The sequence below is a fragment of the Pseudomonas sp. G(2018) genome, from assembly GCF_005502415.1.
Classification (GTDB): domain Bacteria; phylum Pseudomonadota; class Gammaproteobacteria; order Pseudomonadales; family Pseudomonadaceae; genus Aquipseudomonas.
In genome coordinates this window covers 28,672-51,875 of sequence record NZ_SCOO01000042.1, presented here as the reverse complement: position 1 = coordinate 51,875, position 23,204 = coordinate 28,672, and the positions used below count along the sequence as shown (strand labels likewise).

At 61.4% G+C, this 23,204-nt stretch carries 21 protein-coding genes; 15 read left to right on the top strand and 6 right to left on the bottom strand.

Features of this window, described 5'->3' with window-relative positions:
- Window positions 1-162: 162 nt before the first annotated feature.
- The gene (locus FFS64_RS27600; protein ID WP_137807946.1) at window positions 163-1,086 is read right to left on the bottom strand and encodes a TIGR03571 family LLM class oxidoreductase; all 924 of its coding nucleotides are present in this window, start codon (window positions 1,084-1,086) and stop codon (window positions 163-165) included.
- 264 nt (window positions 1,087-1,350) lie between these two features.
- On the opposite strand from FFS64_RS27600, the gene mrdA reads away from it, so the two are divergent.
- The 5 genes from mrdA to FFS64_RS27575 all read left to right on the top strand — a co-directional run bounded on the left by mrdA (window position 1,351) and on the right by FFS64_RS27575 (window position 9,004).
- Window positions 1,351-3,240, top strand: coding sequence for a penicillin-binding protein 2 (mrdA, locus tag FFS64_RS27595; protein ID WP_137807945.1), 1,890 nt, complete (start codon window positions 1,351-1,353; stop codon window positions 3,238-3,240).
- 161 nt (window positions 3,241-3,401) lie between these two features.
- Window positions 3,402-5,306, top strand: coding sequence for a sigma-54-dependent Fis family transcriptional regulator (locus FFS64_RS27590; RefSeq protein ID WP_137807944.1), 1,905 nt, complete (start codon window positions 3,402-3,404; stop codon window positions 5,304-5,306).
- Window positions 5,306-7,024, top strand: coding sequence for an ABC transporter ATP-binding protein (locus tag FFS64_RS27585; RefSeq protein WP_137807943.1), 1,719 nt, complete (start codon window positions 5,306-5,308; stop codon window positions 7,022-7,024). Before FFS64_RS27590 ends, FFS64_RS27585 begins: the two co-directional genes overlap by 1 nt.
- Window positions 7,014-7,709 carry a S8 family serine peptidase gene (locus FFS64_RS27580; protein ID WP_137807942.1) on the top strand — a complete coding sequence of 232 codons (696 nt, stop codon included), beginning with the start codon at window positions 7,014-7,016 and terminating at the stop codon, window positions 7,707-7,709. Before FFS64_RS27585 ends, FFS64_RS27580 begins: the two co-directional genes overlap by 11 nt.
- Window positions 7,706-9,004: an NAD(P)/FAD-dependent oxidoreductase gene (locus tag FFS64_RS27575; RefSeq protein WP_137807941.1), complete on the top strand. Its 1,299-nt coding sequence runs from the start codon at window positions 7,706-7,708 to the stop codon at window positions 9,002-9,004. Before FFS64_RS27580 ends, FFS64_RS27575 begins: the two co-directional genes overlap by 4 nt.
- 68 nt (window positions 9,005-9,072) lie before the next feature.
- On the opposite strand, the gene FFS64_RS27570 is transcribed toward FFS64_RS27575, so the two are convergent.
- On the bottom strand, window positions 9,073-10,563 hold the full coding sequence (locus FFS64_RS27570) for an aldehyde dehydrogenase (protein WP_137807940.1): 1,491 nt from the start codon (window positions 10,561-10,563) through the stop codon (window positions 9,073-9,075).
- 276 nt (window positions 10,564-10,839) lie between these two features.
- Here FFS64_RS27570 and FFS64_RS27565 point away from each other — a divergent pair, with 276 nt between their 5' ends.
- Entirely contained in the window at window positions 10,840-11,094 is a 255-nt protein-coding gene (locus FFS64_RS27565) for a DUF1652 domain-containing protein (RefSeq protein ID WP_137807939.1), read from the top strand.
- Window positions 11,095-11,142: 48 nt separating this feature from the next.
- Here FFS64_RS27565 and FFS64_RS27560 read toward each other — a convergent pair whose 3' ends face one another.
- On the bottom strand, window positions 11,143-11,499 hold the full coding sequence (locus FFS64_RS27560) for a hypothetical protein (protein WP_095197351.1): 357 nt from the start codon (window positions 11,497-11,499) through the stop codon (window positions 11,143-11,145).
- A gap of 341 nt (window positions 11,500-11,840) precedes the next feature.
- On the opposite strand from FFS64_RS27560, the gene peaA reads away from it, so the two are divergent.
- The 4 genes from peaA (at window position 11,841) to peaD (ending at window position 16,404) form a co-directional block, all read left to right on the top strand.
- A complete protein-coding gene (gene peaA / locus FFS64_RS27555) occupies window positions 11,841-13,421 on the top strand; it encodes a quinohemoprotein amine dehydrogenase subunit alpha (protein ID WP_137807938.1) in 1,581 nt (526 codons plus the stop codon).
- An 84-nt stretch (window positions 13,422-13,505) separates the two neighbouring features.
- Complete coding sequence (gene peaB / locus FFS64_RS27550; protein ID WP_137807937.1) at window positions 13,506-14,936, top strand: quinohemoprotein amine dehydrogenase maturation protein; 1,431 nt, start codon at window positions 13,506-13,508, stop codon at window positions 14,934-14,936.
- Between the two features lies 1 nt (window position 14,937).
- Entirely contained in the window at window positions 14,938-15,261 is a 324-nt protein-coding gene (qhpC, locus tag FFS64_RS27545) for a quinohemoprotein amine dehydrogenase subunit gamma (RefSeq protein WP_008016081.1), read from the top strand.
- A 24-nt stretch (window positions 15,262-15,285) separates the two neighbouring features.
- Window positions 15,286-16,404: a quinohemoprotein amine dehydrogenase subunit beta gene (gene peaD, locus FFS64_RS27540; RefSeq protein WP_137807936.1), complete on the top strand. Its 1,119-nt coding sequence runs from the start codon at window positions 15,286-15,288 to the stop codon at window positions 16,402-16,404.
- Window positions 16,405-16,510: 106 nt separating this feature from the next.
- Here peaD and FFS64_RS27535 read toward each other — a convergent pair whose 3' ends face one another.
- Window positions 16,511-16,912 (bottom strand): lysozyme inhibitor LprI family protein, encoded by a 402-nt coding sequence (locus FFS64_RS27535; RefSeq protein WP_137807935.1) that lies wholly within the window; start codon window positions 16,910-16,912, stop codon window positions 16,511-16,513.
- 160 nt (window positions 16,913-17,072) lie between these two features.
- On the opposite strand from FFS64_RS27535, the gene FFS64_RS27530 reads away from it, so the two are divergent.
- Window positions 17,073-17,561 (top strand): SRPBCC family protein, encoded by a 489-nt coding sequence (locus FFS64_RS27530; RefSeq protein ID WP_095197356.1) that lies wholly within the window; start codon window positions 17,073-17,075, stop codon window positions 17,559-17,561.
- A 40-nt stretch (window positions 17,562-17,601) separates the two neighbouring features.
- The gene (locus FFS64_RS27525) at window positions 17,602-18,369 is read left to right on the top strand and encodes an aminoglycoside phosphotransferase family protein (protein ID WP_137807947.1); all 768 of its coding nucleotides are present in this window, start codon (window positions 17,602-17,604) and stop codon (window positions 18,367-18,369) included.
- A gap of 270 nt (window positions 18,370-18,639) precedes the next feature.
- Here the strand turns inward: FFS64_RS27525 and inhA are convergent, their stop codons facing one another.
- Window positions 18,640-19,326, bottom strand: a complete 687-nt coding sequence (gene inhA / locus FFS64_RS27520; protein ID WP_137807934.1) for an isonitrile hydratase — start codon at window positions 19,324-19,326, stop codon at window positions 18,640-18,642.
- 88 nt (window positions 19,327-19,414) lie between these two features.
- Here inhA and FFS64_RS27515 point away from each other — a divergent pair, with 88 nt between their 5' ends.
- On the top strand, window positions 19,415-20,398 hold the full coding sequence (locus FFS64_RS27515; RefSeq protein WP_137807933.1) for a GlxA family transcriptional regulator: 984 nt from the start codon (window positions 19,415-19,417) through the stop codon (window positions 20,396-20,398).
- A 21-nt stretch (window positions 20,399-20,419) separates the two neighbouring features.
- Here FFS64_RS27515 and FFS64_RS27510 read toward each other — a convergent pair whose 3' ends face one another.
- On the bottom strand, window positions 20,420-20,827 hold the full coding sequence (locus FFS64_RS27510) for a hypothetical protein (protein WP_137807932.1): 408 nt from the start codon (window positions 20,825-20,827) through the stop codon (window positions 20,420-20,422).
- 283 nt (window positions 20,828-21,110) lie between these two features.
- On the opposite strand from FFS64_RS27510, the gene FFS64_RS27505 reads away from it, so the two are divergent.
- Both FFS64_RS27505 and FFS64_RS27500 read left to right on the top strand, forming a co-directional pair.
- Window positions 21,111-22,283: an MFS transporter gene (locus FFS64_RS27505; RefSeq protein ID WP_137807931.1), complete on the top strand. Its 1,173-nt coding sequence runs from the start codon at window positions 21,111-21,113 to the stop codon at window positions 22,281-22,283.
- Window positions 22,284-22,391: 108 nt separating this feature from the next.
- The gene (locus FFS64_RS27500) at window positions 22,392-23,129 is read left to right on the top strand and encodes a thioesterase II family protein (protein ID WP_137807930.1); all 738 of its coding nucleotides are present in this window, start codon (window positions 22,392-22,394) and stop codon (window positions 23,127-23,129) included.
- The last annotated feature ends 75 nt before the right edge of the window (window positions 23,130-23,204 follow it).

Genomic DNA, 23,204 nt, shown 5'->3' with positions numbered 1-23,204 from the left:
CCGATGGTAGTGTGGGGTTTCCCCATGTGAGAGTAGGTCATCGTCAAGATTAAATTCCGAAACCCCTATCTGCGTATGCAGGTAGGGGTTTTGTTTTGCCTGCAGGAAAGTGGCGCGAAAAAAGGGACAGCTTAAAGGCTATCCCTGGTCCCGCAGCATCCATCAGTGAAACTTCGGCAGCACGTGTTCTGCGATCTCCTCAATAATCTCCGGGACCGGTCGCTCGCTGCGCCGCACATGCAGGCCGACATGTTGTACGCCGGCCTCACGCAAGGCCTGCAGTTCATCGATCAATGCCAGACGTCCACAGCTGCCACCGAAGCGAACACGACGCATCGGTGCATGGGGGTTGGCTGCCAGATCCAGATGAACAAAGCTGATGTAGGGTTTGTTGCCGCCAACTTCACGCCACAATCCCACTCGCCGGCGATGCTCATCTGGTGTACTGGGGTAAGCGAGCCAACCGTCCATGTGCTGGCCAATCCACGCTGGTGATTGCTGACCAAGACCCGCCACCAGTAACGGAGCTGACTGTTCGCGTTCTGGTAGCAGACGCGCACCTTCGGGCAAACGGTCATCGCCCTGGCTGCGCAGTAACCCCACGGTATCGCGGAAGATTTCGCCACGCTGATCGTAATCCACGCCAAACAACGGATATTCCATCGGGCGGTCGCCGCTGGCCACGCCCAGCAGCAGCCGTCCATCACTCAATTCATCGACACTGTTGGCTGACTTGAGTGTCAACCAGGGTTGGCGCAGCGGGAGTACAACCGCCGCGGTACCGAGCATGATGTTATCGGTAATGCCGGCCAGGTAGCCCAAGTAAGAAAAGGTTTCGAACACCTGTGCGGCATCGCCGAAGTTGGGGTCGTAAACCGGCACGTCGCGAACCCACAGCGCGCGAAACCCGGACTGATCGGCCAGCCGGGCCATGGCGGCGTGCTGTTTCAGGTCTGGCACACCAAAAGGGCGGTTCTCGGCAATCCGTCGCCGCTGACCATCGCTGGACCAATCATTATCCAAGGGCAGTTCCAGTCCGATGGAAAACCCGTTAGACCCGAGTAACCGTTGAAAGCGTGGATGCATGTAAAGACTCCAAAAAAAAACCAATGACATGTACCCAGTATCAACAGCAGCATCAGCAAGAAAAATGCATGAATGGGAATATCAATTTTGAGTGAAGCGCACGAGTCCGCCGCCAAGATGAAAAACTCTTCACCCTTTCACGACCGCCATTGGTGGAATCGAACCAAAGTGAACAAGCGGTTTTTGATATGGTGCAGCTCGTTTTTTAAGGACTGATTTGACGCCCACGGATCGGCACCTCCTTTTCAAAGAGTTGCTCTGGAAATGCCCGAACCGATACCGATCAAGGACCACGAAAAAGAGACGCGCCTGGTCAACAAAAGGCTGATGGCCTGTGCCTTGTTCGTCGTCGCCATTACCTGTGCGCTGGTAGTGCGCATGTACGTCCTGCAGGTGGTCGAGTTCGACTATCACTCCACGATTTCCGAAAACAACCGCGTTCACGTCTTGCCGATCACTCCCACCCGCGGCTTGATCTATGACCGCAATGGTGTGGTTCTCGCGGACAATCAACCAAGCTACAACCTGACCATCACCCGTGAACGTGCTTTGGATGTGAATAAAGAGCTGGACGAGGTGGTCGACTTATTGCGCCTGCCGCCCGAGGATCGAGCGCTGTTCGACAAGGCCATGAAGCAGGCACGGCATCCGTTTGTGCCGGTGACGCTGTTCTACGAGCTGACTGAAGAACAGATTGCGGTGCTGGCGGTCAACGAGTTCAGGTTGCCGGGTATCGATGTCGAGCCGCAGTTCGTGCGCCACTATCCATTGGGCGAGCACTTTGCTCATTCGATCGGCTACGTCGGACGCATCAACGAAAAAGAATCCAAGGCCCTGGATTCGGTCGAGTACCGCGGCACTCAATCCATCGGCAAGACCGGGATCGAGAAATTCTACGAGTCGCAGCTGCACGGCCATGTCGGTTACGAGGAAGTCGAAACCAACGCCCAGGGGCGCGTGCTGCGAGTGCTCAAGCATACTGATCCGATTCCTGGAAAAAACATCGTACTGAGCCTCGACGTCAAGCTTCAGCAAGCCGCCGAGCAGGCCCTGGGCGATCGTCGTGGCTCGGTGGTCGCGCTCGATCCGTCGACCGGCGAAGTGTTGGCGATGGTCAGCAAACCCAGCTTCGACCCGAATCTGTTCGTCACCGGCATCAGCTTCAAGGAATACGCGGCACTGCACGATTCGATTGACCGGCCGCTGTTCAACCGTGTGCTGCGCGGCCTTTATGCGCCCGGTTCGACCATCAAGCCGGAAGTGGCGATTGCCGGTCTCGACGCCGGCGTTGTCACACCACAGACCCGGGTGTTCGATCCGGGCTATTACCAACTCCCGGACTTCGATCACAAGTACCGCAACTGGAACCATAGCGGTGACGGTTGGGTGGACATGGACGCGGCGATCATGCGCTCCAACGACACTTACTTCTATGATCTGGCCCACAAACTGGGGATCGATCGCCTGCACGATTACATGGCGATGTTTGGCTTGGGTGAGAAAGTCTCCCTGGACATGTACGAAGAGTCGCCAGGTCTGATGCCATCCCAGGCCTGGAAGCGCGCCACACGCCGTCAGGCGTGGTTCCCGGGTGAGACGGTGATCCTTGGCATCGGCCAGGGCTACATGCAGGTCACGCCGCTGCAACTGGCCCAGGCCACCGCACTGATCGCCAACAAAGGTGTGTGGAACCGTCCGCATCTGGCCCGGACCGTGGATGGTGTCGCGCCGGTGGACGAGCATCCGATGCCGAACATTCTGCTCAAGGATCCGCGCGACTGGGAGCAGGTCAACCACGGCATGCAGATGGTGATGCACGATGCCCGCGGGATTGCCCGGGCGGCAGCGGCGGGGGCGCAATACCGTATTGCCGGCAAGAGCGGTACCGCGCAAGTGGTGGCGATCAAGCAGGGCGAGCGTTACAACCGCGAGAAGACCCGCGAGCGAAACCGCGATAATGCCTTGTTTGTCGGTTTCGCCCCGGCCGAACACCCGAAGATCGTGATCTCGGTGATGATCGAGAATGGCGAAGCCGGCGGACGCGTCGCAGGTCCCGTGGTGCGGCAGATCATGGACGCCTGGTTACTCGATCAGGACGGGCACTTGAAGCCGCAATACGCAGCCCCAATCAAGCCGGGCGATCCTCACGTCTAAACCATCGAGGCTTCGCGAGCCTGCTCGCAAATAACGAAAACGCGGTCCATCTGCTGGAACACAAGCGCCGTAAGGCACTTGCCATAGCCCTGACGTTAACGTAAAGATTGCGGCAGGGCGCCGATGTTTGAAGGCGCAGGGCGGACGACCCGGAGCGCTTGATGACGCTAATAAAAACAAACTCCCCCAAACTGCACCGCGAAGCCCGGCTGGCCCGGGAGAAGCTGCATCTGGAAGGCGAAGTGCCGGACGGCGTCCTGCGGGCGGAAATCGATGCCTCGTGGCGACGCAGCCTCAGCCATGGCGTGCATTTCAATGCCAAGCACGAGCTGGCACTGGAGTCGAGTGCCAACCTGGACGTGCTGCTGTCGAGCAATCGCCTGCTGATCGACGCCGCACTGCCGGCCATCGACTACCTGGCCGAACGCCAGGGCAAGGAAGGCTTGATCATCCTCGCCAACTCCGACGCCACCATCCTCGCCGTCGAAGGTCGTGCCGACCGTCTCAAGGGCAGCGGCCTGCAAGACATTACCCTGGGCGCCTGCTGGAGCGAAGCCGCCCGCGGCACCAACGCCCTCGGCACCGCGTTGGTGGAAGCCCGGCCGACCCTGATCGATTGCGGCGAACATTACCTGGATCGCCTCAGTGATTTTTCCTGCACCTCGGTACCGATCCATTGCCCGCAAGGCGACATCCTCGGCGTCCTCGACCTGACCCGTGAAGGCCCCCTGGGTCGCGCCCACGACAGCACGGCGCTGTTGGCCATGGCGGTCAGCCAGATCGAAAGCCGGGTGTTCAACGCCAGTTACCCGGACGAAATCGTCCTCGCCTTTCATAGCCGTCGCCAGTACCTCGAATCGCCATGGCAGGGCCTGCTGGCCGTAAGCCTCGGCGGACAAATCCTCGCGGTCAGTGCCCAGGCCTGCCAGTTGCTGCATGCCGAGCGTTCGGCGCTGGTCGGTCGGCGCTGCGAAGAGTTTCTCGGTGTCGATGGCCTGCAATTGTTGGCACGGCTGCATCAGGGCGGCGCCGGCAGTTTGCAGACCGCCAAGGGCGAATTTTTCTACAAAACCCTGCGCGCGCCGCAACGTTCGATCAACGTCAGCAGCCCACCGCGGACCCCAGCAAAAACCACCAAGGCACAACCGGACCTCGACTTCCTGGCGGGTAGCAACACCCGTTATGCCCGTGCCCTGCGCATGGCCCGCCAAGGCCTGGCCAACCAGTTACCGGTATTGCTGCTGGGCGAAACCGGTACCGGCAAGGAAGTCATCGCCCGTGCCCTGCACATGGCCGGCAGTCGCTGCGATAAACCCTTCGTCGCAGTGAACTGCGCGGCCATCCCCGAAGGCCTGATCGAGTCCGAACTGTTCGGCTACCGCGAAGGCGCGTTCACCGGCTCGCGCCGTGGCGGCATGGTCGGTCGCTTGCAACAGGCCCATGGCGGCACGCTGTTTCTCGATGAAATCGGCGATATGCCGCTGGCCCTGCAAGCACGGCTGCTGCGGGTGTTGCAGGACCGTAAGGTCGCGCCGCTGGGCGCCGGCGAAGAGCAGGACATCGACGTCGCCCTGATCTGCGCCACCCACCGCGACCTCAAGCGCCTGGTGGAAGACAAACACTTTCGCGAGGACCTGTTCTACCGGGTCAACGGCATCAGCGTGATGCTCCCGGCCCTGCGCGAGCGCGAAGATTTCATTGCGCTGGTCAGTCGTTTGCTGGCCCGGCTCGACGCACCGACGGTGGTGCTTCATGACGACTTGAGCCGTCTGCTCGGCAACTACCATTGGCCGGGCAACATCCGCCAGTTGGAGATGGTCTTGCGTACCGCCCTGGCCATGCGCGAACCGGGGGAAACCGTCCTGACTCTCGATCACTTGCCCGACAGCATGCTTGACGAGTTGACCGCGACTGAACGTCCCCAGGCCGGCAGCATCCGTGAAAACGAACTGGAGATGATCCGCCAGTCCCTGGACACACATCAGGGTAATGTCTCGGCCGCCGCCGACGCCCTGGGCATCAGCCGTGCGACCCTGTATCGCAAGCTCAAACAGTTGCGTTCGTGATGCAGCGCCTGATCGTTCGGCTGATCGATAGCCAGAACCCCGAAGCCCTGCAAGCGGCGTTGCGCTGGCTCTACAGCTTTGTACGGCCCCATCGGCTGGCGATTGCCGGGCTGCTGGGGCTGTCGGTTTGTGCGTCAGCCCTGGTGCTGGTGCAGCCGTGGCTGACCAAGCTGCTGATCGACGATGGCCTGCTGGCACGCGACTTTTCGATGCTGGTGCTGATCGCCGGACTGATGATCGTCGCCGGGCTGTTGGGCACGGCGCTCTCAGGGATCAATCGTTACCTGCACACACGGTTGTCCGGGCGCATGCTGTTTGCCCTGCGCGATGACCTCTATCGGCATTTGCAGACCCTGTCGCCGAGTTTCTACGGCCAGCGGCGCATCGGCGACCTGATGTCGCGTCTCGATGGCGACGTGGCGGAGATCCAGCGTTTTGCTGTGGACTCATTGTTCTCGGCGGTGTCCAGCGTGATTGGTCTGGTGGTGGCCGTGGCGATGCTGCTGACGCTGTCTTGGAAACTGTCGCTGCTGGCGCTGGTGCTGATTCCCCTCGACGTGCTCTGGTTGCGCTGGATGCGACGCAAGGTCGAGCGCGATGTGCGGCAGTTGCGCGAACGCTCGGCGGACATGTCGTCGTTCATGGTCGAGACGCTGCCGGTGATGAAATTCATCCAGTCCGCCGGTCAGCAACAGCGCGAAGCGCGGCGCCTGGAAACCCTGGGGCAAGGCTATATGAGCCAGTTGCTGCGCCTGCAAGTCACCGAGTTTTTCACCCAGGCCGTGCCGGGCACCTTGACCTCGCTGTCCCGGGCCTGTGCGTTTCTGATCGGCGGCTATTGGGTGGTGCAGGGCACCTGGCAACTGGGTGCGCTGATTGCGTTTTCCACTTACCTGGGCATGGCCGTGGGGCCGGTGCAGAGTCTGCTTGGGCTCTATGTGGCTGTTCAGCGCATGACCGTCAGCCTCGGTCGGGTGATGGAGTTGCGCGGTGAAGAACCCACCGTACTCACACCGGCCGCGCCGAAGCCGATGCCGAGCTCGGGTGAGCTGCGTTTCGACGATGTGCACTTCAGTCATCCCGGTCGCTCGACCACCCTGCGCGGTATCGAGGCACGCATTCCGTACGGATTGAAAGTCGCCCTGAGCGGCGGCTCCGGCGTCGGCAAATCGACTTTGATCGACCTGCTGCAACGCCATCACGACCCGCAGTCAGGGCGGGTGCTGCTGGGCGAAGTGGATGTGCGGGAGCTGGACCTGTTCCAGTTGCGTCGGTGCATCGCCGTGGTCAGTCAGGACATCGTGCTGTTTCGCGGCAGCCTCGCCGACAACCTGGCCTATGCGGTGCCAGACGCGAGCCGCGAAGCGATTGCCGAAGTGGCGCGGCTGGCGCAGCTCGACAGCTTGATCGCTTCGTTGCCCGAAGGCCTCGACAGCCCACTGGGCGAGCGCGGCCAGCAGTTGTCCGGCGGGCAAAAACAACGCATCGCCATTGCCCGCGCGCTGTTGCAGGACCCGTTGATTCTGGTACTCGACGAAGCCACCTCGGCGGTGGATGAAGCCACCGAGCGCGAAGTGATCGAGGCCATCGACCACCTGTTTGCCGGGCGCACGCGCATCCTGATCAGCCATCGCCCCTCGACCCTGGCCGATGCCGACCTGCGATTTGAGTTGCTCGACGGTGTATTGATTTCGAAAACGGTGCTGCATGAAGCCTGAGCTCTATGAAAAACCTGGGCTGCGCATCGGTGTGGTGGACAGCGGCCACTCGGCGGCGCAGCGGGTGCAGGTGATCGCCGGACGGCGTTTTTCGCTGGTGGAGGACGGACTTGCCGAAAGCGACTTGCGCGATGATCCACTGGGGCACGGCAGCGCGGTGATCGAAGCCATCGGCCGGCGCGCGCCGTCGGCGCTGTTTTGCGTGGCCCAGGTATTTGACCAGCGTGGCGTCACCAGCGCCTTGCAGATCGCCACGGCGGTTGACTGGCTGGTGGCGCAGGACGTGCGCTTGATCAATTTGAGTCTCGGTTTGCGGCAGGATCGCAGCTTGTTGCGGGCTGCCTGCGCGGCGGCGGTGGCGCGCGGCGTATTGCTGTGCGCGTCCAGCCCGGCGCAGGGCGAAGGGGTGTTCCCGGCGAATTATCCACAGGTGCTGCGGGTCACCGGCGACGCGCGCTGTGCCGAACTCGAATGGTCATGGCTCAACAGTGCCCAGGCGGATTTCGCTGCATGCGTGCACGGCACCTATCCCGGGCAGTCCGGCGCCAGTCTCGGTTGCGCGGCGTTGAGTGGGCAAATTGCGGCGTTTTTGGTGGAGGAACCTGAGGCGAGCAACGAGCAGGTCATCGAGTATTTGCGACATAACGCCCGTTATCGCGGCCCTGAACGGCGCTTCGTGCCATGACGGCGATTGTGATTCTGGGCGCCGGGCCGGCGGGCGCAGCGGTGGCCCTGGGGCTGCGGCGACTGGGATATGCAGTAACGCTGGTCTGCGAGTGGCGCCGCTTTGCCGCGTTGGAGGGCGTTTCCCTGCGGGTGCTGGAGGCGTTGCGCGGCGCCGGTCTGCATCAAGCATTATCGGAAGCCGCGTTACCGTCGCAACGCCAGGTCAACTGGAACGGCCAGCAACACGCGCAGAACGTCGAATTTCTACTGGATCGTCCGACCTTCGATCGCGGCCTGCGCGAGGATTTGCGCCTTGCCGGCGTTGAACTGGTCGAAGGCCGGGTGTTGTCGGTCCAGTCAGCCGCGAGTGGCCATCGAATCGAGATCGACGGGCGCCAGGCGCTGGCCGCGGACTTTCTGGTGGAAGCCCGTGGACGTCAGGCACCCGCTCTCGGCAAAGGCCTGCGCGGACCGGAGACGGTCAGCCTGCTCAATCGCTGGCAAGGCGCACCGGGCAACACCGCCAGCGCCGTGGAAAGCCTCGTAGACGGCTGGGCATGGATGGCGCGACGGGCTGATGGTCAGTGCTATTGGCAATGGACGGTGGACGTGGCCAGCGCCGGGTTGCCGGGCAAGGCGCAGCTGCTCGACTACTGTCGGCAACGGCGTCAGGACTCGGCGGTGGCCCAGGCATTTTTCGGCGACGAACCCGAGGCCGATTTACAGCTGCACGCCCGCAGCAGTACGGCGATCTTGAGCCCGCAGGTGTGTGGTGATGACTGGATTCGGGTTGGCGATGCAGCGATGGCGGTGGACCCGCTGTCGGGTAATGGCATCTTTCAATCCCTGTCCTCGGCGCTGCAGGCGCCGGCGGTGATCAACACCCTGTTGTGCAAACCCGAACGAGCGGCACTGGCCCGGCGTTTTCATCAGCAGCGGGTAGAGCAGTTGTTCCTGCGGTTCGCAAGGATTGGCCGGGATTTTTACGCCGATGAATTGCGCTGGTCCGATCAGCCATTCTGGCAGGCGCGACGGCGATGGCCGGATGCAGAAATTGCCCATGCCGAGGCGGATTTCAATGCTTTACGGATCGAGCGGGCGCCGGTGCTGCGCGACGGGTTTGTCGATGAGGCCGAGGTGGTGATCACGGCGGATCAGCCGTTGGGGATCTGGCATGTGCAGGGGGTTGAGTTGGCGCCGTTGGTGCGGCGGTTGATGCGCCGTGAGCCGGCGGAGCAGGTGTTGGCGGGGTTGACGGTGGAGCAGGGGAGGATGATCAGGGGGTGGTTGTTGGGCCAGGGGTTCAAGCCCTGAGTTTTGCATTGACTGATCTGGCGCCATCGCGGGCAAGCCCGCGATGGCGCCAGTAAGGGCGCCGCAAATCAGAGCTTGATCAACACCGACTTCAACTCGGTGTAATGCTCGATCGCCGCATACCCCATCTCTCTCCCGACCCCGGACATCTTGTACCCGCCAAACGGCAGCGCCGGGTCCAGGGCGCTGTGGCAGTTGACCCACACCGAACCGGACTTGATCCGTGGAATCATCCGGTGCACCGCCGCCAGGTCATTGGACCAGATGCTCGCGCCCAAGCCATAAGGGCTGTCGTTGGCCAAGCGCAGCGCTTCGGCTTCGTCATCGAACGGAATCGCCACCAGCACCGGGCCGAAGATTTCTTCCTGCACCAGCGAATGCTTTTGATCGACGTCGACGATGACCGTCGGCTTGACGAAATAGCCCGGCCCGAACTGCTCGCCACCGCAGGCGATGGTCGCGCCGCTTTCCCGACCTTTTTCGATGTAGCCGTAAACCCGCTCCTGTTGCCGGGCAGAGATCAATGGCCCCATCTCGACACTCGGGTCCAGGCCGTTGCCGAGTTTCATGGCGTTGGCGATGTCGCTGATGTCCGCCACCACATTGTCGAAATGCTTGCGTTGCACATACAGGCGCGAGCCGGCGCAGCAGACCTGGCCCTGGTTGAAGAAAATCGCGCTGGCGGCACCGGCGACGGCGCTGGGCAGGTCGGCGTCGGCCATGACGATGGTCGGTGATTTGCCGCCCAGTTCCAGGGTGACCCGGGTCATCGAATCCATGGCGATCTTGCCGATCTGTTTGCCCACGGCGGTGGAGCCGGTGAAGGTCAGCTTGTCCACCAGCGGGTTATGGGTCAGGGCTGAACCTGCGGTGATGCCGGTGCCGGTGACCACGTTGAACACCCCTTCGGGGTAGCCCGCTTCCAGCACAAGCTCAGCGAGTTTGAGGGCGGTCAGCGGCGTTTCGTCGGCGGGTTTGAGTACCACGGTGCAGCCCGTGGCCAGGGCCGGGCCGAGTTTCCAGCAGGCCAGCAGCAGCGGGAAGTTCCAGGCGACGATGGCGCCGACCACACCCACCGCTTCGCGACGAATGAAACTGTGGAACTGGTCGTTGGGCATCAGCGGTGCCGACACATCGACCGTGGAGCCTTCGATCTTGGTCGCCCAGCCGGCCATGTAGCGCAGGAAGTCGATGGACAACTGTACGTCCATCACCTGGGCAACGGCGGCACTCTTACCGTTGTTCAGGCATTCCAGCTGTGCCAGCAGCTCGGCATCGCGTTGCATCAGGTCGGCGAGTTTCCACAACAGGTTCTGCCGCTCGCGGGGGCGGGTGCGGGTCCAGGCGGAATCATCGAATGCCTGACGAGCGGCAAGCACCGCACGGTCGACATCTTCCGGCGTGGCCCGTGGCACCACGCACAGTTCTTCCCCTGTGGCCGGGTTGTGCAGGTTCATGGTCTGGCCGTCGGCGGCCTCGACCCAATCGCCGCCGATGAGCATGCGCGGAGCGCGCTGGATAAATGCCGAAGTGGCGGGAAGCAGGTTAGGGAGCGACATGGCGAGGCCTCTTGTTGTTCGTGTGAACGGAGCTTCGCAATGGCTGTGCCAAGTGCCCGGCAGGGCTGGTCAGCCCTTGTCTGGCGGGGGTTTTACCTAAGCCGGAGATACTCGGTGGTACGATGCATTTGTCGCAAATCGCGACAGCTGTTGAGACGACGAACAGCCCGCCCGTCATCTTGAGACCCCCATTGGCGAGGAATAGAATTTCCTCGTTCGGTGGGTGAAGTGAGGGATCATTTTCCCGGCATTACTTCTGGCGTAAGGGAGGCAGCGATGAACCTTTCACCCCTGGAAATTCAAAGCATCATAGAGCGCAGTTTTCTACCCTCGGTATGCACCTGCAGCATGGCGCCGGATCAGTCGCTGACGATTCGGGTCTGCGATTGCATGACCGGTCAGGTGGACCTGATCGCCACCCATGTTCCGCTGTGGAAACTGGACACCGTCCACGGGATCGCGACGCTGGTGGCGGAAATGCGGCAACAGATCGAGGCGCACAAAGGCGTTCAGCCAACGATCTACCACTGAGCCAGCGTCAGCCGCACCACGAGGGTGGTGCGGCCTGCGCCTGTAGCCTCATGAGGCCATTTTTCGCGAAATTTCCTCGAACGTGCTGCTATCTGCGGCAGCCAGCAACTTGCGATCATCCTTGAGCGTTGCCAGAAAAGTCACTTCGGTTTCCTTGCCCGCCAACATGAAGCCGGCGAATGCGCCGATCGGCCCGAGCAGCATGGCACCCGCCACGCCGAAGCCGATGGCTTCCTTGATGTTGTTGATCGATTCCTCGTTGGCCACTTCGAGGTTTTTGAATTTCGACAGCGGGAGCGTAATGCCGGGCCACGGGTGCAGCGACGTTCTCAGGGTAAAAACGCCATCCCGATAATCTCCGTCACCCTGCAGAAAGTCCCCCGCCAGGACAGTGATGCTTGCCATTTTTTTCCCCTTCCTGGCAATCGGTGAACAACCATTTCGCGCTTGCCGCTGCCGGTCGTCAATGGCCGGCCGATGAGCTGTTGCGGCAGGGCATCTATGCTGTCTCAGACTGCAACAGCTGTCGCGATATTAGACGCCAGTGAGTGCGTCCGGGCATGGCTTTGTGCAGTCAAATCAACGCAAGTGATTGATTAAAAAGCTTATCGTCAAGCTGGCACGCTCCGTGTATTGCTCATCGCAGACGTTTCTCTTGCCTCCGTCAGCGGATCAACGCCGACGGCAGAAACCAAAAAAACGATAAGCCACAAAAATAAGAAAGCACCGTGCGAGGTTCGACGTTGATGAAGAGAAAACTCCGATCAGGCATGAGCGCCAGCCTGCTGGCCGTAGCGGCTTGCGTAGCGTTGCATTCGCCTCCCAGCCTGGCAGCCCGCGATGCCCAGACCATCCTCCAGCAAACCTGCCAGGGCTGTCACACCCCTGAAGCCGATAACGCCCTGAGCCGTATCAGCCATCAGCGCAAGACGCCGGAAGGCTGGCTGATGAGCATCGCCCGCATGCAGACCATGCACGGTTTGCAGATCAGCGACGAAGACCGGCGGACGCTGGTCAAGTACCTGGCCGACACCCAGGGCCTGGCGCCGAGCGAGACCGACGGCGTGCGCTACGCCATGGAGCGTCGTCTGAACACCGTCGAGCAGTTCGACGATCAGACCAGCCAGATGTGCGGCCGCTGTCACTCCGGTGCGCGGGTCGCCTTGCAACGCCGTCCGGCCCAGGAATGGGAGCGTCTGGTGAACTTCCACCTCGGCCAATGGCCGTCGCTGGAGTACCAGGCGCTGTCCCGCGACCGCGACTGGTTCGACCTGGCCCGCAAAGAAATGGTGCCGCTGTTGGCCAAGCGTTATCCACTGGACAATCCGGCCTGGAAAAAATGGCTGAGTACTGCGCCGAAAAGCGAGGCGCTGGTGGGGGACTGGAGCTTCAGCGGTCACCTGCCGGGCAAAGGTGAGCTGGCTGGTGTGATGAGCGTGAGCGCTGACGGCAGCGACACCTTCAAGGTCAGCGTCAAGGGCCAATATGCCGACGGCACGCCGTTCAACGGTGATGGCAGCGCGATTCTCTACACAGGTTACGAATGGCGCGGCAACGTCAGCATCGACGGCGTGACCATGCGCCAGGTGTTCGCCGCCCAGGGCAACGCCATGCAGGGGCGCATGTTCGAGGCCGAGCATGATGAGCGAGGTCTGGATTTTGTCGCAGCCAAACAAGGTTCCAGCCGTTTGTTGGCCGTTCAACCAGGTTATCTGAAGGCGGGCTCCGAAACCGAAGTCACCCTGATCGGCAGCGGCCTGACCGGCAAGCCGAACTTCGGCAAAGGCGTTGAAGTGGTTGAAATCGTCGAGCAGAGCCCGGCGCGGATCAAGGTCAAACTCAAGGCCGCGGCCAACGCTCAGCCGGGCCTGCGCGCGGTCACCGTCGGCACGCTGAAAGGCCCGAGCCTGTCGGTCTACAACAAGATCGCCTCGATCAAGGTGGTACCGGAATTCTCGGTGGCGCGGATCGGCGAGGGCGGTGGATCGACGCCGAAAGTCCAGGGCCGTTTCGACGCCGAAGCCTGGGGCAAGGGTGTCGATGGCAAGCCGTATCGTATCGGCGTGTTCCCAGCGCAGTGGAAGGTCGAAGCCTTCGACGACCGGGCCAAGGAAGACGAAGACGTCAAGTTTGCCGGCACCATGCAGGCCGACACCGGCGTGTTCACACCGGGCGATGCCGGGCCGAACCCGGCACGCAAAATGTCCACCAACAATGCCGGTAACCTCAAGGTGATCGCCGCCGTCGACGACGCAGGAAAGTCCCTGACCGGCGAAGGGCACATGATCGTGACCGTGCAACGCTGGAACAATCCACCCATTCCATGAGTTGAGCTGATCGTTTAATGGATCCAGACACTTTTCGGAATGACCGCAAGCCCCGCACAACGGGGCCTGCACAGGAGGTTTGCCATGGGCGCTATCTTGAATCTGGTCGAACGCAACCTGCACGAAGTGCAGGTCGACGCCGACCGCATGCTGTTTCACATCCCCAGCAGTTCGCTGTTCGCCAGCGATGAACTGACGGGCACCATCATCGATACCTTGCGCGGCCCCGGCTGTTCGTCGGACGACCTGATCCAGCGCCTGGCCGCGCGCTTCAACGGCGAAGAAATCACCGAGACCCTGCGCGAGTTGATGGCCCTGGAGCTGGTCAGCGACGGCTCACCGCTGACCCCGGACATCGCCACCAGGCGCGTCGAGCGCACGGCAATCAATACCGTGGTCTTGAACGTCAACACCGGCTGCAACCTGAGCTGCACCTACTGCTACAAGGAGGACCTCGACAAGCCATCGGCCGGCAAGAAAATGGACGTCGAAACCGCCATCGCTTCGGTGGAAATGCTGCTCAAGGAATCACCGGACGAAGAGCGTTTCACCGTGGTGTTTTTCGGCGGCGAACCGCTGAGCAATCGCAAGCTGATCGAGTACATGGTCGATTACTGTGAAAAGCGCTTTGCCGAGGCCGGCAAGTTCGTCGAGTTCGTCATGACCACCAACGCCACGCTGCTCACCGAAGAAACCGTGGACTATCTCAATGCCCACCGCTTCGGTTTGTCGGTGAGCATCGACGGGCCGAAAACCGTGCACGACCGCAACCGCATCACCGTGGGCGGGCAGGGCACATACGATGTGGTGCGGCGCAAGGCCGAGATGCTGCTGTCGCGCTACAACAGTCGTCCGGTGGGTGCGCGGGTGACCTTGACCACCGGTGTCACCGACGTTGAAACCATCTGGGATCACCTGTTCAACGAACTGGGTTTTGCCGAGGTCGGTTTTGCCCCGGTGACCTCCGGCGACATCAGCAGCTTCAACCTCACCAGCGATGAACTGGTGCAGGTGTTCGCCAACATGAAGGCCCTCGGCCGACGCTACCTGGAAGCCGCGCTGGAGCACCGCAATATCGGTTTCTCCAACCTGCACCAGCTGATCACCGACATCCACGAAGGCCACAAAAAAGCCCTGCCGTGCGGCGCGGGCCTGAAGATGCTGGCGGTGGATCACAAGGGTGAGTTGAACCTGTGCCACCGTTTTACCGGTTCGAGCCTGCCGACCTTCGGCAACGTTCACAGCGGGGTGAAACAGGTGGAGTTGAACGACTTCCTGTCTCAACGCCTGGACCGCACCAACACCGGTTGCGAAGACTGCCAGATCCGCAACCTGTGCTCCGGCGGCTGCTACCACGAAAGCTACGCCCGCTACGGCGACCCGACACACCCGACCTACCACTACTGCGAACTGATGCGTGACTGGGTCGACTTCGGCATCGAGGTCTACACCCGGATCATGGCCCATAACCCTGCGTTCATCAGCAGCTACATCACTCCGCGCAAGGCTCACTGATATGAAACATCTCAAGGCAATCAATAACAAAGCGTTGAAGCTGGATCAGGCCGCGGACGAGAACCGCATCGAAGAAGTGGTGGCGATGAGTTCCGTGGCGGGCTGCGCGTCGACCACCGACCCGGGTTGGGAAATCGACGCGTTCGGCGGTGTGTCGTCGCTGTGCCAGCCGATGGAAGCCGACTTGTACGGCTGCTCCGACCCTTGCTGGTGGCCGGCCCAGGTGCCGGACATGATGAGCACCTACCCGGACTGGAACAAGGATGCCCAGGCGTCCAACGACAACTGGCGAAACCTCGGCACTGTCTTCCCGAAAGACAAGTGATTCGACAAGAAGAAGGATTCCAGCATGCACAGCATCAAAGCCTGCGGCCTGGCCGCTTTCGCCGTCCTGAGCACCTGTTCGCTCACGGTTCTGGCCGATGAAAACACTGCGTTGCAAGGCGGTCACGAGTACATGGTGACCACCAATGACCCGAACAACCTGCACGTGATCGACCTGGCCACCGACACGTTGTTCAAGACCTGCAAGATGCCGGACGCCTTTGGTCCCGGCACCGTGCAGCTGTCGCCGGATCGCAAGACTGCCTACGTGTTGAACAATCACTACGCGGATGTCTACGGCGTCGAACTGGACAGCTGCAAACAGGTGTTCCACGCCAGCATCACCCAGAAGCCGGGGGAGAAAGCCAAGTCGATGTTTGCCTTCACCGTCAGCCACGACGGCAAGGAGTTGTACACCGTCGCCAACCCGACCTTGATGCTCAATGATCGCTACGAAGTGCAGCAGCCGCGGCTCGATGTGTACGCCACCGACGCCGGTCTGGACGCCAAACCCGTGCGCAGTTTCCCGGCGCCCCGGCAGCTGACCATCATGCAGGGCGGTGACGACGGCACGCTGTACGTGGCGGGGGCGGACGTCTACAAGGTCAACGTGCAGACCGGCAAGTTCGACGTGCTGATCCCCAGCCGTCACTGGAAACGTGCGAACTACAGCGCGCCGGATGTGCTCTACGTGTGGAACCAGCAGACCTGGCGCCACGACTTCTCGCTGCTTTACACCACCGCGAAGTTCAAGGACAAGAAACAGGACCCGGCCACGGCGGAATACCTGTACGGCCTGTTCAGCGTTGACTTGAAGACCGGCAAGACCGAAACCACCGACTTCGGACCCCTGACTGAAATCTACTTCAGTGGCATGCGCTCGCCGAAAGACCCGAACCTGATGTTCGGTGTGCTCAATCGCCTGGCCAAGTACGACATCAAGGAGAAAAAGATGCTGCAAGCGGCGACGCTTGATCATTCCTACTACTGCATTTCCTTCAACAAGGACGGCAGCAAGATCTACCTGGCCGGGACGTTCAACGATGTGGCGATCTTCGATGCCGACAGCCTGAAACAGATCGGCAGCATCAAGTTGCCGGGCGGGGATATGGCGATCACCACGGCGCAGATTTTCGTGCGGTAATTACAGACGCCATCGCTGGCAAGCCAGCTCCCACAGGTTTTGCGTACGACACGAACCCTGTGGGAGCGGGCTTGCCCGCGATGAGGCCCTCAAATACACCAAAGACTCAAACCCCCGGCACCGGACACCCTAAATCCCCCTCCTGGCACTTCAAGTAAGTCTTGAACGTCTGCACCCGCGCCTTGGTCAACTCTGTCACGCAATTGCTGTAGATCAGCGGATAAACACTCCCGCCTTCCACGCCCGACGCCGAAAACTTGCACTCGGCATCACGAAACGCAATCCACGAACGCTGCGCGCCCACCAGCAGTTTCTTGCTGTCAGGATTGCCCTTGAACCGCGAAGTGATCTGCTGGTAAAGCACATTCAACTCCTTGTCCGCCGCCGCGTGTTGCTGCGACGCACATTGGTTCATCGTGGCCTGGTCGGTGGCGTTGTCGCAGTCCACGGCATAGGCCATGGGGGCGAACAAAAAAGGTGTCAGCGCCAGGAGAAAGCGTGAGTGCATGGAGGAAACTCGCAGTGAAAGGAGAAATTGAGGTGCAGTGTAGCGAAGCGAATGGCCCTGCAAAGAGCGCCCTTGAGACAACTGACACCCGATTCATACAACTTTCGCACTGGACATGTGGTCTTACAGGCCTACTGTTGTTCAGTACAGGAGGTGACGTATGAAACCAGTACCCAATAGTTTTGAACGCAAAATAATGCTCAAGTCGCCGCGCTCCCATGTATGGCGTGCATTGGTCGATGCAGAGGCATTCGGTCAATGGTTTGGCGTTGCGCTCGAAGGCCGGCGTTTCATTGCCGGCGAGTGGACGCAGGGGCAGGTCACGTATCCCGGTTATGAACATGTGTTGTGGAATGTGCTGGTCGAGCGGGTCGAACCCCAGCAGTTGTTTTCGTTTCGCTGGCACCCCTACGCGGTGAACCCGAAGATCGACTACTCCCAGGAACCGACCACGCTGGTTAAATTCGAGCTGGCGGACTACGAGGATGGCACGCTGCTCAAGGTGTCCGAGTCGGGTTTCGCGCACATTCCAGACATACGCCAGAAGGAGGCGTATTACATGGACAGCCGTGGCTGGGAAGAGCAACTGGGCAGGCTTGAACACTTTCTCGTCGAAAGCGCCAAGGCCCGCGAGCGTGAGAGTGACTGACGACAGTACGTTCGACCCGTGGCTGCAACGGTGGGAACTGATGCCCGACGGCGCACCCATCCTCACGCCCGGCAGCCGCCTGCTACCGGTACGTCGGGGTGATGTGCCGGCCATGTTGAAGATTGCCGTCGATACTGAGGAGAAATTCGGCAATCTGTTGATGAATTGGTGGAACGGCGACGGCGCTGCCCGGGTTTACGAGCACCATGGCGACGCCTTGTTGCTCGAACGTGCCATGGGACAGCGGTCGCTGATGCGCATGGCTCTCAACGGGCAGGACGACGAGGCCAGTCGTATTCTATGTACGGCGCTGGCGCACTTGCATGCACCGCGACCGACGCCGCCACCGCCGCTGGTTCCCCTGGCGCCCTGGTTTGCCTCGCTGCGATTGGCGGCTGAGCAGCAGGGCGGTCTTTATTCCCTGAGCCTGACGACAGCCGAAGCCTTGTTGGCCGAGCCGCAGGACGTGGTGGTGTTGCATGGCGACATGCATCACGACAATGTCCTGGATTTCGGTCCGCGTGGCTGGCTGGCCATCGATCCCAAACGGGTGATCGGCGAGCGCGGCTTCGATTACGCCAACCTGATCTGCAATCCCGAGTTGCCAACCGCAACGGACCCGCAACGATTCCAGCGACAGATCGAGGTCGTGGCCGAGGCGGGCGGGTTGGAGCGGCGCCGATTGCTGCAATGGGTGTTGGCTTTTGCCGGTTTGTCGGCAGCCTGGTTTTTCGAAGATGGCGAAAGCACGGCGGCGCAAGGTCAGCTGCAGGTCGCGAAACTCGCGGCCTCCAGGCTTAATGTTTGACGCATCTAAGGGTTTTCGGAAGGGCTGCTATAGCGAATGTCTTACACGCGATGGTAGCTATGTCGTCTATTGCAGGTTGGATCCGATGCGTATTCTGGCCCCATCCACTGACGCACAGGGAGTGCTCAGGATCATGGATGATCGGCCATTTGCACGGAATGCTGACGACAGGGAGTCGTAATGGTCTTGGAAAAACCCGCTTCGGCGGGTTTTTTTATGGGCGTATGAAATGTTATGGCTGCGAGGGCCATTGCTCTCGCAGCCATTTTTTTACAGGCGGTCGAGTTTCGCCGCAGCACGTTCGGTGATTTGCGCGCGCAGTTTCAGCGACCCCGCAGCGCGTTGGCGAGCTTCCTCCAGCACGCTGGCCGGTGCGGTTTCCGGGCTGCCGGCCCGGAACGGTGGTGCCGGGGCGTATTCCAGCTGCAATTGCACCCGTTCGGCGGTGTCCTGGTCGTATAGCTCGGCGGCCAGCGTCAGGGCAAAGTCGATGCCCGCAGTGATCCCTCCACCCGTGAGCAGATTGCCGTCGCGCACTACCCGGTCCTTCACGGGAGTCGCCCCCAAAGGCGCCAGCAATTCGTGATAGGCCCAGTGAGTCGTGGCGCGCTTGCCCTTGAGCAGTCCCGCCGCGCCGAGCACCAGTGCACCGGTGCACACCGAGGTGACATAGCGTGCGTGGGCGGCCTGGGCCTTGATGAACGCCAGGGTTTGATCATCTTCCATCAACGGCCCGACACCGCTGCCGCCGGGTACGCAAATCACGTCCAGCGCCGGGCAGTCCTCGAAGGTGGTGGTCGGTTTGAGCAGCAGGCCGGTGCTGGCGGTGATGGGCATCAGGTCCTTCCAGATCAGATGCACCTCCACATCCGGCAACGAGGCCAGCACGTCGTAAGGGCCGGTGAGGTCGAGTTGTTGCACCTGTGGAAACAACAGAAAACCGATCTGCAAGGTCATGGTGTTTTTCTCCTGAAGTGGGTGGACGACTTCACTGTAGGCGCCTAGGATTTGGCGCACACGCCAATCACCCCACGAATTACGCCAAATGCCGAAAACCATTCACGTACTCGCGTTCGCCAATGTGCAACTGCTCGATGTCACCGGGCCGTTGCAGGTATTCGCCTCGGCCAACGACATCGCCCGCCAGCAAGGCGCGCCCACGCCTTATGCGCCATCGGTGATTGCCAGCGGTGGCGGGGCGGTGATGTCATCGGCGGGCTTGGCGCTATTGGCCGAGCCCTTGCCTGAGCTGGGCAGCGACACCTTGATCATCGCCGGGGGGTGGGGTGTTTACGCGGCGGCGGGCGACCCGTCACTGGTGAACTGGGTGCGCGAGCATGCGGCGCAGTGCCGACGGGTTGCATCGGTGTGCACCGGGGCGTTTTTGCTGGCGGCCAGCGGTTGGCTCGATGGTCGGCGCGTGGTCACCCACTGGACCCGTTGCGAACAGCTGGCGCAGCAACACCCGAAGTTGCAGGTCGAGCCCAATCCGATCTTCATCAACGACGGCCCGGTCTGGACCTCGGCCGGGGTGACCGCCGGGATCGACCTGGCGCTGGCAATGGTCGAAGCCGACCTTGGCCGCAACATGGCCCTGGAAGTCGCCCGGCAATTGGTGGTGTTTCTCAAACGGCCCGGTGGCCAGTCGCAATTCAGCGTGACCCTGTCCCTGCAGAAAGAAGGCAACCGGTTCGACGAACTTCACGCCTGGATCAGCGAAAACCTCACCAAGGATCTCGGCATCCCCACCCTGGCCCTGCAGGCCGGCATGAGCGAGCGCAGCTTCGTGCGCCACTACCGCGCCGACACCGGCCAGACCCCGGCTCGGGCCATCGAACTGATCCGCGTCGAAACGGCGCGGCGCCTGCTCAGCGATACCGGCGTGCCGGTCAAGCGCGTCGCCATGCAATGCGGATTCGGCAGCGAAGAAACCCTGCGCCGCAGTTTCCTGCGGGCCATGGGCGTGACGCCGCAAGCTTATCGAGAGCGGTTTTCGGTCAGCGTTGCAGCAGATCCAGTAACGCCTTGAGCGTAGCCGTATCAGGTGGTTTCAGGATAAATCCGAAGCAACAGTTTCAACTTCCGCCACCTGATTGAAGTACTTCGTCCGATCCGGGGTAAACGTCACCACCATGCCCGTGCGGGAGCAAGTCAGCGCCCGCTCTTCACCCAAATCCACATCCAGATCCTCCCCACGCAAGCCCTGCCATTGGGCGAGGTATTTGAGCGAGCCGTACTTTTCGAGTTTTTTCAGACTGCGGCTGACGCCGCCTTTCCAGCCCAGCACCGGCAGTTCACCGGCGAGGCATTGTTGGGCGAGATCGGGAAAACGGGCGGCGCGTTGGCGGCCGATTTCCCAGCATTTGATCAGGCCCTTGTCGTGGGCGTCCCACAGTTCGTCGCGGTTCAGGCCGGTTCGCAGGGGAAGGTCGATGCTGCGGTGGATGCGCTGGGTCATTCTTTTTCCTTGAATTCGGGTTTTGTTGGACAGCTCCGCTGTGCCCGTTGAGGCGCGATGTTAGGGGGGGATGTAACGGCTGGCAACCGGGTATTTCAGGGTGTTTTGTTTAAAAAATGTAGGAATTTGGCCTTGCACGGCACCTGTCGCGGGGGATAGGTGGTGTCTGCGTGTTGCGGGGCTCCGGGTTGCATCGAGGGTCTTCACATTCAACCAACAATTCGGCCCTTTCCCCGTTACCAGCCTTATGGCAACTTGCACGCCCTTATCGAGGCCGGCCCCCATGGCAAACCCCTACCGCGAGCTGTTCAACGCCCCAGGCAGCAGCGCTTTCGTGCTGGCCGGGATGATCGCGCGCATGCCGATTTCCATGACCGGTATCGGCCTGATCACCATGCTTTCGCAGTTGCAGGGCGGCTACGGCCTGGCGGGGGCTGTGGCGGCGACTTTTGCCTTGGCCACGGCGTTTTGTGCGCCGCAGGTGTCGCGGCTGGTGGACCGTTTCGGTCAGCGGCGGATTCTGCCGGTGTCGGCGCTGGTCGGGGGCGGGGCCTTGTTGCTGGTGTTGCTCTGCACCCGTTTGCAGGCGCCGCAATGGACGCTGTTTGTGTTCGCCGCCTTAGCCGGTTGCATGCCGAGCATGTCGGCGATGGTGCGGGCGCGCTGGACCGAGTTGTATCGCGGCCAGCCGCAACTGCAAACGGCCTATGCCCTGGAGTCGGTGCTGGACGAAGTCTGCTTTATTGTCGGGCCGCCGTTGTCGGTGGGCCTGTGTGTGGTGGCGTTCCCCGAGGCCGGGCCGTTGGCGGCGTTGCTGATGCTGGCCATCGGCGTCACGGCGTTTGTCTTGCAACGCAGCACCGAACCTGCGGTACATCCCCATGAAGCCCATCATTTCGGCTCGATCATCCGTTCCGTGGAGATCCAGTGGCTGATGCTGTTGATGGTCGCCATGGGCACCATCGTCGGCGTGATCGATGTAGTCAGCGTGGCGTTCGCCCAGCATCAGGGCCAGCCAGCGGCGGCAAGTATTGTGCTGTCGGTGTATGCCATCGGTTCCTGCCTGGCCGGGTTGGCCTTCGGCGCGCTGCGCTCGAAGGTGCCGCTGCCGCGGCTGTTTCTCTACGGCGGGGTGGCTACGGCGGTGACGACCTTGCCGCTGCTGCTGGCGGTGAACATTCTCGGGTTGTCGCTGGCGGTGTTCGTCGCCGGACTGTTTTTTGCTCCGACCCTGATTGTTGCGATGGCCCTGGTGGAGCAGATCGTACCGCCGGCCAAACTCACCGAAGGCCTGACCTGGCTGGTCACCGGGTTGAGCATCGGCGTGGCGATCGGCGCCGCCAGTTCCGGCTGGCTGGTGGACGCGTTCGGGGCGCGCAGCGGGTTTTGGGTGGCGATTGCAGCCGGGGCAGTCGTACTGGGTTCAGCGGTGCAAAGCTACCGCCATTTGAAATGATGATTTAACTGTGTGCGAGCCTGCTCGCTCCCACAGGGTTATCTGTACGACTAATTCTCTTCGGCACTCATCCGTTCTCTTAGCAGACAACTTTTCGAGGTAAGCCCGGTGACCCAGCTGACATTGCTGTGCCTGCCCTATTCGGGCGCGAGCGCCATGGTCTACAGCCGCTGGCGGAGCAAACTGCCGCAGTGGCTGAAAGTGCAGCCGGTGGAGCTGCCGGGGCGGGGCGCGCGGTATGGCGAGCCGTTGCACACCGACATGCGGCGGCTGGCGCTGCAACTGGCCCAGGAACAAAAACACACACTCAAGGCGCCTTATGCGCTGTTCGGCCACAGCCTCGGCGCGTTGCTGGCTTGTGAAATGGCCCATGCGTTTCGCTCGCTCGGTTGCCCTGAGCCGGTAGCCCTGTTCGCCTCCGGCACCGCGGCGCCGACCCTGCGCGCGGACTACGACCGTGGTTTTGCCGAGCCCAAGACCGATGCCGAATTGATCGAGCAACTGCGCACGCTTAACGGCACCAGCGAAGAAGTGCTGGCCAATGAAGAGCTGATGAGCCTGACACTGCCGATCCTGCGCGCCGACTTTCAGTTGTGCGGGCGTTTCGAGCCGATGCAGCGGCCACTGCTCAAGTGCCCGGTACACGTGCTTGGCGGCAAGACCGACCGGGCCACCACTGAACAACTGATCGGCTGGAGCAAGGAAACCCGTGGCAGTTTCTCCGTGGACATGCTCGCCGGCGGGCACTTCTTCATCCATGAGCATGAGGCCAAGGTGCTGAAGGTGATCAAGGATCAGCTCGAGGTTCATCATCGACGCGGCTGTCGCCTAAGCTGCAAGCTTTAAGCTGCAAGCTACGAGTTTGTAGCTACCCCTCCTTGGCAATTTTCCTTTTTGAATACCACCTGTCCTCTTGCCGCT

Bases quoted from the DNA above. Each gene is read 5' to 3' on its own strand.
- FFS64_RS27600 (WP_137807946.1), bottom strand. From the start codon at position 1,086: ATGCATCCACGCTTTCAACGGTTACTCGGGTCTAACGGGTTTTCCATC.
- mrdA (WP_137807945.1), top strand. From the start codon at position 1,351: ATGCCCGAACCGATACCGATCAAGGACCACGAAAAAGAGACGCGCCTG.
- FFS64_RS27590 (WP_137807944.1), top strand. From the start codon at position 3,402: ATGACGCTAATAAAAACAAACTCCCCCAAACTGCACCGCGAAGCCCGG.
- FFS64_RS27585 (WP_137807943.1), top strand. From the start codon at position 5,306: ATGCAGCGCCTGATCGTTCGGCTGATCGATAGCCAGAACCCCGAAGCC.
- FFS64_RS27580 (WP_137807942.1), top strand. From the start codon at position 7,014: ATGAAGCCTGAGCTCTATGAAAAACCTGGGCTGCGCATCGGTGTGGTG.
- FFS64_RS27575 (WP_137807941.1), top strand. From the start codon at position 7,706: ATGACGGCGATTGTGATTCTGGGCGCCGGGCCGGCGGGCGCAGCGGTG.
- FFS64_RS27570 (WP_137807940.1), bottom strand. From the start codon at position 10,563: ATGTCGCTCCCTAACCTGCTTCCCGCCACTTCGGCATTTATCCAGCGC.
- FFS64_RS27565 (WP_137807939.1), top strand. From the start codon at position 10,840: ATGAACCTTTCACCCCTGGAAATTCAAAGCATCATAGAGCGCAGTTTT.
- FFS64_RS27560 (WP_095197351.1), bottom strand. From the start codon at position 11,499: ATGGCAAGCATCACTGTCCTGGCGGGGGACTTTCTGCAGGGTGACGGA.
- peaA (WP_137807938.1), top strand. From the start codon at position 11,841: ATGAAGAGAAAACTCCGATCAGGCATGAGCGCCAGCCTGCTGGCCGTA.
- peaB (WP_137807937.1), top strand. From the start codon at position 13,506: ATGGGCGCTATCTTGAATCTGGTCGAACGCAACCTGCACGAAGTGCAG.
- qhpC (WP_008016081.1), top strand. From the start codon at position 14,938: ATGAAACATCTCAAGGCAATCAATAACAAAGCGTTGAAGCTGGATCAG.
- peaD (WP_137807936.1), top strand. From the start codon at position 15,286: ATGCACAGCATCAAAGCCTGCGGCCTGGCCGCTTTCGCCGTCCTGAGC.
- FFS64_RS27535 (WP_137807935.1), bottom strand. From the start codon at position 16,912: ATGCACTCACGCTTTCTCCTGGCGCTGACACCTTTTTTGTTCGCCCCC.
- FFS64_RS27530 (WP_095197356.1), top strand. From the start codon at position 17,073: ATGAAACCAGTACCCAATAGTTTTGAACGCAAAATAATGCTCAAGTCG.
- FFS64_RS27525 (WP_137807947.1), top strand. From the start codon at position 17,602: ATGCCCGACGGCGCACCCATCCTCACGCCCGGCAGCCGCCTGCTACCG.
- inhA (WP_137807934.1), bottom strand. From the start codon at position 19,326: ATGACCTTGCAGATCGGTTTTCTGTTGTTTCCACAGGTGCAACAACTC.
- FFS64_RS27515 (WP_137807933.1), top strand. From the start codon at position 19,415: ATGCCGAAAACCATTCACGTACTCGCGTTCGCCAATGTGCAACTGCTC.
- FFS64_RS27510 (WP_137807932.1), bottom strand. From the start codon at position 20,827: ATGACCCAGCGCATCCACCGCAGCATCGACCTTCCCCTGCGAACCGGC.
- FFS64_RS27505 (WP_137807931.1), top strand. From the start codon at position 21,111: ATGGCAAACCCCTACCGCGAGCTGTTCAACGCCCCAGGCAGCAGCGCT.